Below are 14985 nucleotides of genomic sequence, written 5' to 3' on the forward strand. Positions count from 1 at the left end.
ACGAAACACGCCGATGCTGCGTAACGGGGCGGTGTAAGGGATCGTGGCAGGGTGGATCATCAACCTCCTCGACCTGCCGGCTCGGCCGAGCCGGCTCAGTGGCTGATCGACCGGGTAGACCTATGGGATCACCAGCACTGGCCGACCGGCATGGTCGGTGCCGGCTTTGGGGCCTACGCCCGGCTACTGCATCCCCTCGACGATCACCCCGGACCACTGACCTGGGCGACGGTGGCCCGCGCCAACAGCCGCATTCTCCATCCATCGGCCTGGTGGGAGAAGATCAAGTCCTCAGCATCCTCGGGACGCGGCCGACCGGGCGACCCCATGCGGGGAGACCTGAACGGCTGGGCACTCAAGGCGCTCTGCGCCATCCTCGCCAGGCACACCACGACAGCACAGGCGTGCTGTTTCGCGGTCTGGGAAGGCTGGGGCTGGCTCCACGACCATGACAGTCCGGCGTCGACGATCACCGCCTACTACGCTCCCGACGGTGTGATCCCGGACATCCAACCGCCCCAGCCGGCACCGGCTCAATGGCGACTCGCCACAAGCGGACCCACCTTTTCACTACCCGGCCGCAGATACCACCTGTTTAAAGGCCACATCGACGCCGCCGTACGGATCGGACACTGGGTCAACGAGGACTTTTTCATCCCCCAATCGCCAAGCTTCTTCTGGCCCGCCGACCACACCTGGTGCGTGGCAACCGAAGTCGACTACGACTCCACCATCATCGGCGGTACACGTGAACTTATCGACCAGCTCCGCACATCCGAGATGATCGAGGTCCTACAGATTCCGCCCGACGCCCCATACGAAGATCGCCTAAACGCTTAACCGCACGCGGGTCATCGCGACTATGTGACGCCATTTACCGCTGAAGATTCACCGCCACTTACCTCTGAAAATCACAACCTGGCGCTTTGTCATCGCATGTGGGCCGCGTACGCCTGTCTCGTTTCTTTAGAAATGAGACGGCTTGGTTTGAACACCCACCGGCGTCCATCCGGGCGTCTTGGTCAAACTGCCGAGCGATGCGGGCTCGTGCGCAGTTGAACACGTCGTGTCACAGTTTGCCCTTAACGTGAGGAACATGGCGGAGGAAGCGACACTGCACACCGGGATATCACCGTTGGTGGTGCTGCTGGCAATCGGTGGTCCAATCTGGCTGTACCGCTTGTGGCGCCCTTCACGCGACCGCAACCTGTCAAAGACCTTCTACGAGTCCACTCTTCCGGTCGGCCTGATCTTGATTGCGGTCATCCTGCTGCCGCCGCCGGGCCCGAAGTGGTTGGGATTCATTGTCGGGTGGTCCCCGATCCTGAGCATCGGTGTGCTGCTGTGTGCGGGCGCAGTTCAGGCCCGCCGTGACCGCAAGGCTGATGAGCGGCAGCGGGCGGCGATGAATCTGGCGCGGAGGCGGCGCATGTTGACGCAGGCGCAGTTGACAGTGGTATGGGTCGTCGGCGCGTGTGCGGCGCTTTTCGGATTCCTGATAGTGGCGTCAGTAGTACTCGTGGCGGTAAATGGCGATAGTGCCCTTACGACGGAGAACGGCCAAATTGGTGGCGCCCTGGGCATAGCATTCATAGTGATGGTCGGCATAGCTGGCTGGATTCACGTGGGGCTCCGGCCGGCGAAGATCGCCCGAGAAGATGAACGGCTTCGGCAGCTCGACCTGGGCCTTGAGGACGACACCAGCGACCAAGACTGAGGCATCAAATGTGTCGAGCATCGAAGACAACGAGACCACTCGTCCGGAACCGACGCGCTCGGTGAAGTTACGTTCTTGATGCGAACGGTGGCGCAATGTCACTACGCCGCCGCCCCGCTTACCCTGAGCCGCATGGTCATCCGCGCGCTCTTTGTCGATGGTGGCGCGATGTCAGCCCCCGCTTCTACGCTGTGCGCTATGGCTGAACGTGTGGTTGTTGATTCGGAAGCACCGGCTATTGCCGCCCGAGCGGCCGCGGAGGGGTTGAGGACGAATGTGGACGACGCCCCTGCCCTCCCACTGAGCGGCGGCGGCGTTAGCGCTTTCGATGCAGCATTAGCTGCGCTTCATACCTGGGGATATGGTGTCCATCAGGCAGTTACACAAACGGTCAGTTCACGTGGTGAAAGGCTCGGCACCGCAAGCGCCGCGGGGTTCGCCACCCTGTCAGAAATGGACACCGCTAATGCCGGTGAACTAGGGCAAATCGGCGAGACGACATGACGCTTCCGGAACCATTCGCGCCGCCAGCGGCGCAGCAGCACGGTCCATCAGGCATGGCGGAAACGGGATACCAGCCGCCAACCGCGGGCCGTAGTGGGCGACTCCTGACAATCACGGCACTCGTCGTAGCCATTGCAGCCGCGGGGGTGAGCGCCGCGGCGTTGACACACCGTTCGGCATCGCAACCACCTTCGGCACCCATCGAACCGACGCCACCAAGAACTGCCGCACCTAATGAGGTCACCGCCGCAAAACGCGAAGCGTGCGACGCATGGCGGGCGGCGTCCAAAGCAATGGTCGCCGCCCGCAGCGCATTCGTAAATTCGCCGCCAGCTTGGGATGACCCAGTGACGGTACGGAGTCTCTCCGAAGCCGAGTCCGGCATCTTGATCCAGGTCGAATACTTACGACAACACATTGCCCCAGCGGCGCCCCCAAGTGTCGCCGGCGCCATAGCCGAATACATCTCTGCGACCATCGATATGGTCGCCGCAGACGGTCAACATGCCGCCGCCGACGTCGCGAACGCTGCAGCGCAACGAGGAATTGATGCGGCTGCAAAAGTCCGCTCGGTTTGTGGGTAACTAAATGCTCCCACGCACAGAGGGTCGTCCGTATTCAGATTCGATTGTGCCGCCGTGGATGTGGTCGCGGTACAGCGGTTTAGAACCTGCACGCGCCGAATTCCGAACGGCACGAGGTGTTCACGAAGACGTAGGAAATTCGTATCGTGTTGCAGCAGTGAAGCTTTCATCGGCAACAGAAGGTTCCGCAAGTGAAGCTATGATCACCGCCCACCAGCGGATGGGCGTCGACCACGGCCAAATCGCGTCGATTCTGCAACACCTGGACTCAGGCTTACGCGAAGCTACCGAACTTCAATATGCCTTGAACCGGGCGCTTGACCGGATCGATGCCGACGCGCACGATGAGCTTGCCGCGTCACCACCCACCCAGCGGGCGTCGATCATCGCCGCCCGACATGCCCAAGCGCTGGCGGTCCACTCCGAATTCGTAGGTGGCATAACGAGTCTCCATGCGCGCATGCAAGGTCGCGTTGAACCGATTGCCACGGGAATTCTGGGTCGTGGCGGCGCGCCTCTCGACACGCCTCCGGAACCTACTCAGGCGCTTGATGGCGACCCGCAAATGCGCGGGCCGAAAAAGAAGGGCGAACAGCACGGCGAGTCTGGTAGCGGTGGCAGCGGCGCTACGGACGATCCTTTTGCGTCCAATCCTCAGTTGCGCGGAAATTTGTCCGGCGGCGGAATAACATCACCCCCTCAGCCACCCCGTGTGATGCCACCCTCGCCGTTAACGGACGGCGGAATTTCCGGCGCTGGAGGTATAGGCGGAATGTCATCCGGTGGGCTTGGCGGCGGACTCGGGGGTGGTGGTGTGGGGGCTGGAACTCCGATGTCGGGGTTGTCCTCGGGACTTGGCCGAGCTCCAAGCTCGGCAGCCGGAGGCCTTCCGTCGAGTCTGTCCACAGGTGGCGGCGCGCCATCGTCGGCAGTCCCGGGGCTCAGCCAGCCCTCAGCCGCGTTCAGTCAAGGTTTGGCCGCGGGCTCGGCGGGTGGTGCGAGTTTCGGCGGGGTGCCGCCGGCGGCCACGGCAGCGGGTGGGGGACCGGCCGCGAGTTCGGCGGGTGGTGTGCCCGCGGCGGGCCTGTCCGCGGGGCAGGCCACACCGGCCTCGGCGAGTGGTATCGGGATGCCGGGTGCTCACGCGCCGGTATCGGCTGCGGGCGCATCCGGCGGTGCGGGTGCTGCTGCTCCGCCGATGATGTTGCCGTCGCCTGGCATGGGTGCCCCGGCGGCGCCGGTCTCGCCTGGACTGTCAGCAACGTCGGTGACAGCTCCTGCGGGTACGGGCAGCGGGTCTGGCGGCGGTGCGGCGCCAGCGCCGACGTCTGGCGGGGTTGGTGGCCCTGGCGCGACGCTGGTTCCGGCGCCGACCGTTAGCGCCGGGAGCGCACGGCCTACGCGAGTGCCCAGTGAATCCCCAGAGTTGTTAGCTGCCAAAGCTTTAGCGAGCCAACTTCGCCGCAATAGCGACGCCGCTCTGTACCCGGTGATCGATTGGGCGGTGGGGGTATTTCGCGCCGAGTCCGATGGGGCGACGGAAACCGTATTCATGTCTAATGAGGGTTTTGGCTACATTCCGCACGGCGTGTTCGTTCCACGGTCAGCGCGGCTTTTGACGGTGGACCCGTTGCTGGACAGCGCGTTTGGTGAAAGGTGGTTTGGTTGGCGTGACCCAGCTCGGGTGCTGGTGGAATATGCGCAGCTGCGCCGTTCAGGCGGGGCGCAGATGGTCGCGGCCGCGACCACTCACAAGGTGGCCGATGCACTGCGAGAATTCGGTGTGGAACACGCGTTGTGCCCGAGGGATTATTCGGCGCCACCGCCGGCGCCGTCGGTGCTCGATGACATGCACGCACACCGGCTTGCTGTGCAATGCCCCGGCCTCTATCCACGGGTCGGTCGTCTTGCCGCCTGGAGCGATAGAGCGGTGTTGAACCAAGTGATGGTTCCGCTGGTGATGCAGATGATCGACGGGGTGCAGTACGGGGGAGGGGGTGTGGATTGCCCGGTGGAGTTGCGGCAAATGTGGGATGCCTTAGGCAGCGGCAACGCAATCCCTGAAAGGGATTGGAAGAAGTTTGCAGAGGACACAAGCGTCTACTACGCAATGACTAGCGCAAATCCGCAGCGCGCTGGCGACGGTGACGACATCGTCGCGATTGCTGACGGGGGAGCTGTGTACCGGGCCCAGTGGCTCGTCGCGCGAACAATGGAGGTAGTCGGGGGTTGGGCGCATCAGCCACCGCCGCTAGCGGACATGGTTTATGCCGCCGCGGCGGCCTGTTCAGGTGATTTCGCGACCATGGTCGATCCGATGCTGCGTTCGCTGGAAGTCGAAGCGGAAGCCGAGTTGCGTTGAAGGTGGTAGATCGTTGCGCAGATCAGGTCAGGGCGTTGGCGGCTCGCCAGGATTTGCTGGCTGTTTGTGTGGAGTCCTGTGCGGGGTGGGTCATGACAAACTTGACTCAGCAACAGCTTTTTTTGAACAAACGCGATACTGCCGTCAATGATGTTGATGTGCAGGCGATTGCCGGTTTAGCGGGAAAACTGGACTGGTTTGGCCGGGAGCTGCGGGTAGCCGGACGAGAGTGGCTGAGCGGTTGCGGTATGGCTGTCGCCGAGGGGTGGGCGGTGGAGCCGCTGCCACGTGCAGGACCGTTCCTATTTGGGGGTGGCCACGCGATGGTCGCCTTGCTGCGCCAGGAACGCGCAGCGTGGGTCACAGAAGCGACGGATGCTCCGAATTTCCTTTCCTCGAAGCTGGTTTCGATGCCGCAGTGGGCTATGTATGTGACGACCACCGATGCCTACGCGGCTGCGGCGGTGCGCAAAGTTGAATTGGCCTACATCGCTTTGAACGGCATGATGTTTGGGTGGATGCTGGACCAGCCAAACACGGATTCAACCTTGGTGCTTGAACAATGGTTGAACCTGCTCGATGTGGCGGCTATCCCCTCGGCCGATCGTGAATCGGTGCTGGCCGACCTGTTGCCGCGGCACGGCCGTGCGGTGGCCGCGGTGCGCCAACGGAGCTCACACCTGATCTACCCGGCCAACGCCTAAAAACTCGGAACTTACTGATATTGGTCGACGGTGCGCGACATGTTTTCAATAGTGCCTTGAAAATGGCGGGTGCCCCTGACTAGTATCAGTACTGTCTTGAAGTTTTCGGGGCAGGGGAGAGGTCTTATGAGCGCGATGGCATCTGGCGTGGGGTGGTGCTGTACGGCAGGGCATGGCGTCGAGGCGGTCTTGGGGAGTGGAGCTATCCGTGTCGCGTTGACGAGGCAGGGTGCGTGGGCGGGTGTGCGGTTGACGCCTGCGGTGATGGCTATGTCGGCCGCGGAGTTGGCGGGTCGGATTGTTCAGTTGAATACGTTGGCGTACATGAGGTTTCAGCTTGCACAGCACGCCGAAGGAAACGGGATGGCGGGGCAGTGGGTTGCGTCGCCGTCCCAAGTCGAGGTGTTCGCCGCGCTGCTCGGCGCCCGTCAAACATGACTGCGCGGTCAACGGCTTTGGCCAGCCGCGTCGTGGAGCGGTTGCATCGGGTGCATGATCTTTTGGCGGTCGCGCAGAACCCGGGCGGCTCCGGCAATAAGGGTGCAATCGCCAGTGTCGGTGGCGAGGTCGTCGCGGTGATTGATCCGGATGACCGACGGTTGGTGCGGTTGACCGTGTCGCCGCAATGCATGACCGGGTGCACTGCTGGGCAATTGGAAGCCGTGATCAACGCCGCGGTCGTGGCGGCGATGGCCGCCGCATCCAACGACTAGCTATTCCGACCCGGCCTGGTGGTGGAAGTCTTTCAAGATAGTCTGCAATAATCTGCGGGGTGCAGGAAAGTCGCGCTCTCAAGCAGCTGTTGGCCGCTCACGCGGAGTTGCAGCGGCTGACGGCGGAGATCGCCGCGGTTCGCCAGCGGCGCCGCGATGCCGCGGCGGCGTTGACTGCGCTGGGCCGCGGTCCGACCTGGATTGCTGCGCAGCTAGGTGTATCGCCGCAAGCCGTCGATGGCTTCTTGAAGTACAAACAACGTCGAAACCCTTCTAGCCCAGCGGGTTCGGACTAACTTATAGGTCTAGTCCGTGGCCCTCGTTGATGCTGCGGGATTGGCTGCGTCGCCGGTGGAGGTCCCAGGCGCGTTGGATGCGCTGCTGGCGTTGCAGGTCGCGATCCAGTGCGGTGTTGGTCCACCGTTGGTAGGCGGCGCGGCGGCGAGGCACGGCCTGGGCGCGTTCGGCGATCAGGGAGGCGACCCGCTCGGGCAGGTGGTGGGTGTCGACCTCGGCGGCGACGTCATGGGCGGTGCGGGCGCGATCGTTGCGGCTGGTGATGGTGCGCATCAGGCGGGCGGCGTCGGCGCTGGTGCCGCGGCGTGCGACGTGCACACCGGGGGTGGTTTCGCCGTGTTCGTGGTCGCCTTCGGCGCCGATTTTGTCGTAGATCATGATGCGGTTGGTGTCGCGGCCGCGGGTGGCGCCCATGTAGAGGGTGCCGCGATCGGCGGTGGTCTTGATCAGTTGGGTGCAGGTGTCCGCGGTCTGGCCCTGGCAGGCTTGCAGAGTGAGCGCGTAGCCGTGATGGACGTGCTGGCGTAGGTAGTCGCCGTGGAAGACGACGCGGGCGTTGTCCTCGAGGCGCCGCGCTGCGATCCGGGCATTGTCGGGATCGACGGCCAGCACTTCCCAGCGTTGCCCGTTGCGCACCGGGCCGGCGGTTTTTGAGGGTGTGGTGGCCCCGTCGCGGTAGTCAAAGATCTTGATGTCGTTGGTGGTGTCGTTGCGTCGGCTGACAATGAGGTCACCTTCGGCCAGCAGATGACCGCGCGCGCCGGTGACTGTCGGTGCCTGCGCATCCACGGTGACTGCGTGGATACGGGTGTTCAGTTGATCGCACAGCTCCCAGGTATCAGCGATGAGCAACGCGTCGTTACCGGCGTCGCGATCGGCCAGGTAGGCGCGATAGGCGTCCTGGGCCATGGTGACTTCATCGCCGCAGTGCAGCCGATCGTGGCGGCGATACCACTCCACGGCCCGGCGCAGCGGAGCTGGCCCACCGTTGCGTAACGCCAGCGAGGCTTGGCGCTCTTGCGGGTCGTGCATCCGCCAGACTTCGGAAAGCCGTTGCGTCCAGGGCAGGTCGGTGCAGAGTTGTTCGAACATGCCGCCGCGTTTGCGGACCGGACCGAGTTGGAAGGGATCGCCCACCAGCACGGTTTTGACCCCCGCCGCGGTGGTGGCCGCCAGCACCTCGCGCAGTTGGCCGTTGCCGACCATCGCGGCTTCATCGATGACCACCACAGTGGTGCGTCCATCCCAGTGCAGGCGGCCCGCGCGCAGTTCCAGCAGTGCTTTGTCGACGGTGTAGCCGACATCGCCGGCGCCCTGCTGCAACGCCCCGTCGACCGCACGGCCGTTCGGTGCCAGGACCACCACCTGCCGCCGATCGCGCCGAGCCGCGCGGCGCAACGCGTGCAGCGAATGGGTTTTGCCGGCCCCGGCGGGGGCCAGCAGCGGAGCGACCAGCCACGGCGCCGCGGCGATACTGCGCACCGCCTGGCTCTGATCCGGCGATAACCCCCCGACATCACCCACGCCCATAGGAATCACCGCACGCTGATCACGCGCATCCACGGTGCGTAACAGCAGCAGTTCCTCAGCCAGCACCAAGTCGATCGTGTAGCGCTCGTGTCCTTCGCGGTGATGAGCCTGCCGAGGCGCACTAATCCGCATCCCGACCGCATCGGCGGCGGCCTCAAGCTGCTCGCGCACCGAACGCCCATCGCCGTCCACATCGATCGGCAGCTGCGCACCGATGATCTCGATCAAGTCCGCGCGCGTGAACGCCGCCTTGTCGATGTCGGCGGCGATCGCGGCCAGGCGGCGCCGATCAAACACCGCCGCATCCTGCGCGGTGGTTCCGCGGCGGGCGGCCGCGGCCGCGCGTTGCTCATCCATATTGATCGTGAAATCACGCGCATCGGCGGCCCACTGCTCGCGCAGCTCAGCCCACGACAGGTGTTCGGGTTTTTTCGGGCGGGTGGATTTCTGTGCCGTCGCCAACTGCCCCTGCGTCGGTGCCCCGTCCACGATCACCAACTTGTTGGCAGCCCATTCCCGCAACTGGGTGGCCCGCTGGGACCACGCCGCGATCGTGGTCGCCGACGCCCCGGCCAGCTCCGCCATCCCGGTGACCGCATCCACCGGCCCCCACTCAATGCCGAGCGCGTGATGCAGCTGTCGCCGCAGCGTCGCCTGATAGATGATCCCGGCCGCCCGCGCTTCATGAAACAACGAATCGGAATCGATCGACACGAGCTTGCCGTCGCCGCGCGCCTGTTTGTTCGGCAGCGTCACATGGGTGTGCAGATGCGGATCCCCCGCCCGCGACGTTTCGTGCTGATAGGCCACCGCCACCAGCCCCGGCAACCGCAGCAAATCCTTTTTGCCGGTCACCGTGTTATGCACCCGCGTGTATCCCGCGTGCGCATGAAGATACTCCAGCGCTTCACTGACCGCGGCCGCATGCGCATCCACCACCGCCTTGCGTGTCACCTCGGTGCCGAACGCGCGCAGCAACGACACCGACTTCGGCGCGCAAAACGTCAAATCAAACCCATGATTATCCGACGCCGAAAACTTGCGCCCCCGCGCCCCGTTGGGCGCGACCCCGTCGTCGAACCAGCGCGCCACCACCGCTGAATCCGCCGGACCACCCACCCGATCGGCCTCGGTTAACCCCACCAACTGCGCTGTGGCTCGGACGTCCCCAGCCACCACCCACACCGGCGCCCGTGTGTTGTGCTCGGAGTAATACTCCCCCAACCCACCGTTTGCCCGCGCCGCATCCGTAGCCACCTCAGCCGCCGCCGCAGTCTCGATGTAATAGGCGATCGACCACTGCTTCATCCGCGAAAGCGTCAACACCCACCCCACTCCCCTCGACCACCGCACTGGTGGCGCGCTCGCGCGCCGCCACCAGTCTCGCACAAAATTGTGCAAATGTGCCGGTTGCTTGACTGTCTTTAGAACGGGGTTGAATGGAGGTTGTAGGCGCGGGGTTTGGGGAAGGGACAAACGCGAACCCTCAGAAGGTGCGGGGGCACTTCGGTAGTGGCTGAGAAAGCGACTAAGAGAAGGCAAGCAACGGAAATGAAGGGAAATGTCAAAGTTTTGCTGAGGGGATTGCAACAGATCCCAAACGCGGTGTGGCCGTTACCGCCTGACCTGTCACGACGGCTGACCATCGAACGCGACAGTGGGCCGATGGTCACGCATCAGTGCTGGGGCGGGGGTGGCCACGACGCGGCGGTGTGACGATGCGACAGTTGCAGTGCGTCGCGCCGCGGCGGCGCGTTGGGCGGCCGCGAGCGCGGCGAACGCCGCGGCGCGCCCGGGTCCGGTGGCGGCGGCTTTTCCGCGGGCGCGGGCCGCGGCGTAGGCGGCGCGTTCAAGCGCCGACGTGCGCGCCCGCGCTTGCGCGGTAGCGCGTTGTTGGGCTTCGCGCGCCTCATCGAGCGCGGCCGGCCGAGCGCTCAGGGTGTTGTGGGCGGTGTACCACGCCAGCAACGACCCCAACAGGGCGATCGGGCGCGGCGGATTGTCCGGGATGAAGTGCCCAGTGCCCAACCATTCGTTGACTAGCGCGGTCAGATCCGCCGGTGTCCAGCCGGCGGACGCCGGCGCGGCCAGCATCGCCGCCCAACTACCGGCGCTGAATCTGCGGGCCCATGGTGGGGCGTGCGGATCAGCGCGCCACCGCCCCGCCAGGCGCCGCCCCCCCTCATCAGGTGCTCGGCGGCGCGCAGCGCCGCGGTGCCGGGCGCGGTGAGCGCCCGCGCGGGTAGTAACCAGCTTGACCAAACAGGAGTGTCTAGTGGTAACTGGGGACCGTTCCAGGTGGGGTGACAAGCTGTGTATAACCCTGTTCACCAACCGGGTGGTGTGGGCGTTGTCGTGCAGCGCCCACACCGAGGCCCAGCCGCGGTAGCGATCGCCCATCCGCCAGGACGCCATCCGTTCGGTGTAGGTGCGCTGACGGCCGCGCAGGACCTCAGTGGCTACCCCGAGCAGCCGCAGGCATTCATGGGCGCGTTGGATGGTGCGTTCGTCATAGCCGGTGTCGCGTTCCAGTTGGGCGTTGGTGGGCCGACAACCCCTCCCGGTGCGCCAATCGGCGTAGCGGGCCATCGCCGCAGCAATCACGATCAGAGTGGTTTTGGCGATGCCCCCGTTGCACATCGACAGCCGCACCGTCGAGTAGTGCAGGTCGTAGGCCACCGCCACGGTGATATGCGCCCAATCGGTGGGGCCGGCGCTCCAGCACGGCACCCCGCCATAGGCCTCGGCGTCAAGCTCTAAAGCCACAAAGGTGCTCGGCGGCGGCAGGTCCCGGCCGGCTAGGCGCCGGCCGCGCCGCCTAGCCAACACCTCGGCAACACCGGTCGTGCGGATGACACCGCGACGCGGCCACGCCGCGGTACAGCCGCGATACACACGCACCGAGCTGTCCACACGTGGGGTGGAAAAAAGTGGATCACGGCGCGCAGCAAAATCTGGAACCACGCCCAGATATGCGCTACCGTGAGACGAGACTCCCAAGTCACGTCCCTTTCAAGGGGCAACGGGTGCGGACCCGGAACCGAGCTGCTAACTCGGTTCAAACCCTCCCGACAGGGCCCCGCAATGCGGGGCCTTCGTCATCTCAGCGAGTCATCCACACCGCTATGGAATTGTTGGCGTTTGTACCCCGACTGGCGTCAGGGCGCGGTGCTCACATCGCCAACGGCAAAACCTCCGTTTGCTTGTCAAGTTCGCGGACAAGATCATCGCGTCCGTATCGATACGCCATGACATCCGCGACAAGCTGGGAAAGGCTCATACCTCGCCTGGCTGCTTCCGCTTTCGCTTCGTCGTAAACCGACTCAGCCGGCCGACACATGATGAGTTTCCGTTGACCTTTATGTGGCTGTGCCATACAAGGAGCCTCACACAGCTATCTGATAGATCCCTTCCGACACGCCGTCCCTCCGTGATGTTTTTGTTATGGACTGCCGCGACACGTTCGGTGTGGCAACAGCCGCTAAGAGGGCCATAGACCTCGCGAACACCAAAGCGGCAATGAAAAACCCGCCCCCAGCAGGGACGGGTGGTATGGCGTAATTATGCAACGTGCATTGCATGCACGCAATTCCCCTCCTTTGTCGGGCATGTCACCACGGCGGGGGCTTGGGTACACCGTGGGTGGGATCGGCGAGCTGGCAGGCCTGGAAGTCCGCGGGTGTGAGTTGGTACCACCAGTGATTGCCGACGCCGTCGCCGGGTTGACCGCGGAGTTTTCCCGCCAGTGGGCTGCGAGAAGGATTCACGGTGCCTACCGGGACGCGATCGCGCGCGGTCTGCACCGGAAATTTGAGGTCGCTGTCATTGCTGATGATCACGGCGGCATCGATGCGCTGTTCAAGGATGTCGAGCAGGAGGTGGGAGGCCACGTTGACGTCGGAGCCTTTTTCTTCACGTCGGGCTGTAGAGACCACGAATACCGCGGCAGGGTCGTCGTGGCCGGTGGCGTCTTTGACCATGAGCAGGCCGCCGGGGCGCGCTAGAACGGGTCGCCCCTTGCGGTCAGGGGTGGCCAGCGGCGCGCGCGCTACCCGGTGTACGTAGTTGCCCAGTTCGATGTGGCTGGTTGTCTGAGAGCGCTGCAGGGCACGCAGGTACACGTCTTGTTCGCGGTTACCTACCGGGTTGTCGGCACCAGAGATGACGGCGGTGCAATAGATCACCCGCTCAATCGTGGTGTTGGTCCAGGCTGAGTGATCGGTGACCAGGCGATCAGCCAGTGCGCGCACGTCGAGCCACCGCCAGCCCGGTGCACCTTTTCCGCATAGCCCGCGGCCGCCGTAGTAGAGGTTGAACCCGTCGATGTACACACCTACCCGCATGGCCAGCGACGCTAGCGATACGGGGTGCAACGGCCGCCCGCGACACCGAATTGAACGCTAGTTTTGCGGTTAGCCAGCCTAGAATTCGCTCATGCGCAAAGGCTGCGGAGCGATAGATCGCTGGCCCGATTTGTTCGTAGGTTTAAGCGCTGAAACCCGCCGGATCGTGAATAACGCGATCGCCAGTAATGTGCTGGAAGGTTGGAAGCCAAGTCGCGGCGATGTCGCGGCCATCATCGATACGGCAACGGGTCATACCTCCGTCGAGGACTACGTGGCGAGCCTGACTCAGAGTGGCTAGTTATGGGTCTGGGCTGCTCAAATAGCCTTCGAGCGCTACGTAGCTGGCTGGTTTCTGCAATCATCTGTCGGCGACGATGGGTTGTCATCTGAAGACGGCCCTGAATTACCACGAGGTTGGTTGTGAAGTCTTGGTAAGGCGGGGGAATCCGGCTGCGGAGGCGTTGTTACGTACGTTCCATGGCATGCCCTTCCTCGTACTTGGCCGCTGTTGTGCGTGGTGGTGCTGGCTGTCAAGGCTCGACCGTGGTCGACCGCGTAAGCGGCGTGGCCTTGACAGCCAGCACCACCACGTTCACCACAATTGGCGGCGAGGAAGGATGCTCCCCCGCAACGTTTCATCATCCCGGTGAAGGGTCGTTGCCACGCTACGCTTACAGCGTTATAGCGCTATAAGGTTAGGCGCGTTTGCGTCCGGGTCCGGTGTGACCTGCGGCGTTGCGTTGGAGTTCGGCGACGACCTCGCCTGGGCTGAGTTGGTCGGCCAGACGGTTGAGAGCCAGACGCACAACAGCACTGCGGGTGGCGTCCACACGGGGCTTAGTGGCCCGCGCCGCGCCGCGGACCGTTTCAAGGTAGACGTCGGTGCCCTCGTCGAGGTAGATCGAGACCTTGGCCAACTTGGAGCCACCGGCATCGGTACTGAGCTGAGACACCGGCACTGGGCTGATAGCCATGGCCTCTGGCGAAGGGGCGACTGGTGGGATCGGCGGTGGTGCCGTCTCGGGCATCGAAACGGGTGTTTGACGAGGTGGGTGGCGCGGTGGCGGCACGGCCCGCCGCGAGGTTGTCTTGTTGCGCATCGCGGTGAGTGAGTCCAGTCCGTCAGCCATCAACGTATCCCTTCACGAAAGTGGCCAGGTTGCCGAGGGCGTCGGCGACACGTTGCAAGGATTTAGCCGGCGGGTTTTCGGCGGTGATTGCGATGCGCTTCTTGCGGGTGCCGACGTGCAGGGCGGTGGGGATCGGTGGAGCGACCTGCACGGGAGTGTTCTCGATGATCTGGCGGAGGCGCTGTATTTCTGCGGCCGGCGGCGTGGTGGGGACAAAGTTCGGGACAATGACCAGCGGATAATCCGCGATTTCGTTGACCAGCTCGGCGGTGGCGTCGAGTTCCGCGGTTCGCAGAGCGGTCGGCGCCAGCACGATGTTGGCGACGGCGAGGGCGCCGTGGGCGGCGGGACTGGCGCCTGGGTGGGTGTCAACGACGATCCAGTCCGTGTCCCATTCTTGAGCCCACTTGGTGAGGGCGTCGGCCATGGTGGTGGCGTCGGGTTGATGGTCGTAGAGGTCGGGATGTCCGGGGACCAGAGTGGGCTTTTTGAAGCCACGCAAGGGCCGAGGCGCGGCTACGCCCGGCTCGAGCGCATCAAGCAGTCGAGCACGGGGGTGGTCTTGGGGGCGATATCCCCATTTGGTGGTGACTCCCCCCCCGTCGTGTTCGAGGTCGACAAGGACGGCGCCAAGCAGGGACGCCAGCTCGTAAGCGATGAAGGACTTGCCAACCCCCCCTTTTCGGGAGTGGCATACGACAATTGCAGTCACCCAAGCATCATAACGTTATAGCGCTCTAATGCTAGAGCGTTAAATCGTTAGAGCGTTACAACGCTGTATAGGTTTACTCAGTTCAGCAGCGCTCGACTTTCCGGTAGCGCCATATACGATAAGGCGTTAAAGCGTTAGAGCGCTGTAATTGCCTAATACACTCGCTGGGCGAGGCTCAAGGTGATGAGCAGGGCGTAGGCGTTTCCGGGCGATACGGTTCGCGAAGGTTGACGTCGAATAGACGTCGGGGATCGTCGTTAGATCACTCGCTTGGCTTGGCGTCGCCGTTGAGCTTTTTGGCCGCGTCGGCGTATAGGTCGAGAGACACCTGCTTCGGGACGCCGCTGAGTTCCTCGACGCGCGCCAGCAGCAAGTAGTTCAACGCG

At 64.0% G+C, this 14985-nt stretch carries 13 protein-coding genes; 8 read left to right on the forward strand and 5 right to left on the reverse strand.

Going from position 1 to position 14985, the window contains the following annotated elements:
* Nucleotides 1-51 precede the first annotated feature (51 nt).
* The 7 genes from AC5Y4D_RS26615 to AC5Y4D_RS26645 all read left to right on the forward strand — a co-directional run bounded on the left by AC5Y4D_RS26615 (nucleotide 52) and on the right by AC5Y4D_RS26645 (nucleotide 6584).
* Nucleotides 52-840, forward strand: a complete 789-nt coding sequence (locus tag AC5Y4D_RS26615; RefSeq protein ID WP_068021939.1) for a hypothetical protein — start codon at nucleotides 52-54, stop codon at nucleotides 838-840.
* Nucleotides 841-1096: 256 nt separating this feature from the next.
* Nucleotides 1097-1717, forward strand: coding sequence for a hypothetical protein (locus AC5Y4D_RS26620; protein ID WP_500038683.1), 621 nt, complete (start codon nucleotides 1097-1099; stop codon nucleotides 1715-1717).
* A gap of 132 nt (nucleotides 1718-1849) precedes the next feature.
* On the forward strand, nucleotides 1850-2221 hold the full coding sequence (locus AC5Y4D_RS26625; protein WP_500038684.1) for a hypothetical protein: 372 nt from the start codon (nucleotides 1850-1852) through the stop codon (nucleotides 2219-2221).
* Between the two features lie 53 nt (nucleotides 2222-2274).
* Entirely contained in the window at nucleotides 2275-2805 is a 531-nt protein-coding gene (locus AC5Y4D_RS26630; protein WP_500038691.1) for an Rv2240c family protein, read from the forward strand.
* A 1405-nt stretch (nucleotides 2806-4210) separates the two neighbouring features.
* A complete protein-coding gene (locus AC5Y4D_RS26635; protein WP_500038685.1) occupies nucleotides 4211-5167 on the forward strand; it encodes an EspK C-terminal domain-containing protein in 957 nt (318 codons plus the stop codon).
* Nucleotides 5168-5259: 92 nt separating this feature from the next.
* Nucleotides 5260-5871: a hypothetical protein gene (locus AC5Y4D_RS26640; protein WP_500038686.1), complete on the forward strand. Its 612-nt coding sequence runs from the start codon at nucleotides 5260-5262 to the stop codon at nucleotides 5869-5871.
* Nucleotides 5872-6359: 488 nt separating this feature from the next.
* Nucleotides 6360-6584, forward strand: a complete 225-nt coding sequence (locus AC5Y4D_RS26645) for a hypothetical protein (protein ID WP_500038687.1) — start codon at nucleotides 6360-6362, stop codon at nucleotides 6582-6584.
* Between the two features lie 297 nt (nucleotides 6585-6881).
* Here the strand turns inward: AC5Y4D_RS26645 and mobF are convergent, their stop codons facing one another.
* The 3 genes from mobF to AC5Y4D_RS26660 form a co-directional block, all read right to left on the reverse strand.
* A complete protein-coding gene (gene mobF / locus AC5Y4D_RS26650; protein ID WP_500038688.1) occupies nucleotides 6882-9800 on the reverse strand; it encodes a MobF family relaxase in 2919 nt (972 codons plus the stop codon).
* A 240-nt stretch (nucleotides 9801-10040) separates the two neighbouring features.
* Nucleotides 10041-11177 (reverse strand): helix-turn-helix domain-containing protein, encoded by a 1137-nt coding sequence (locus AC5Y4D_RS26655; RefSeq protein ID WP_500038689.1) that lies wholly within the window; start codon nucleotides 11175-11177, stop codon nucleotides 10041-10043.
* An 845-nt stretch (nucleotides 11178-12022) separates the two neighbouring features.
* Complete coding sequence (locus AC5Y4D_RS26660) at nucleotides 12023-12754, reverse strand: NYN domain-containing protein (RefSeq protein ID WP_156298774.1); 732 nt, start codon at nucleotides 12752-12754, stop codon at nucleotides 12023-12025.
* 91 nt (nucleotides 12755-12845) lie between these two features.
* Between AC5Y4D_RS26660 and AC5Y4D_RS26665 the strand changes: the two genes are divergently transcribed.
* Nucleotides 12846-13055 (forward strand): antitoxin VbhA family protein, encoded by a 210-nt coding sequence (locus tag AC5Y4D_RS26665; protein ID WP_463829012.1) that lies wholly within the window; start codon nucleotides 12846-12848, stop codon nucleotides 13053-13055.
* Nucleotides 13056-13452: 397 nt separating this feature from the next.
* Here AC5Y4D_RS26665 and AC5Y4D_RS26670 read toward each other — a convergent pair whose 3' ends face one another.
* Both AC5Y4D_RS26670 and AC5Y4D_RS26675 read right to left on the reverse strand, forming a co-directional pair.
* Nucleotides 13453-13731 carry a hypothetical protein gene (locus AC5Y4D_RS26670; RefSeq protein ID WP_500038690.1) on the reverse strand — a complete coding sequence of 93 codons (279 nt, stop codon included), beginning with the start codon at nucleotides 13729-13731 and terminating at the stop codon, nucleotides 13453-13455.
* Nucleotides 13732-13879: 148 nt separating this feature from the next.
* Nucleotides 13880-14599, reverse strand: coding sequence for a ParA family protein (locus tag AC5Y4D_RS26675; protein WP_463829014.1), 720 nt, complete (start codon nucleotides 14597-14599; stop codon nucleotides 13880-13882).
* Nucleotides 14600-14985: the final 386 nt, after the last annotated feature.

This window comes from Mycobacterium sp. NGS67, assembly GCF_059812185.1.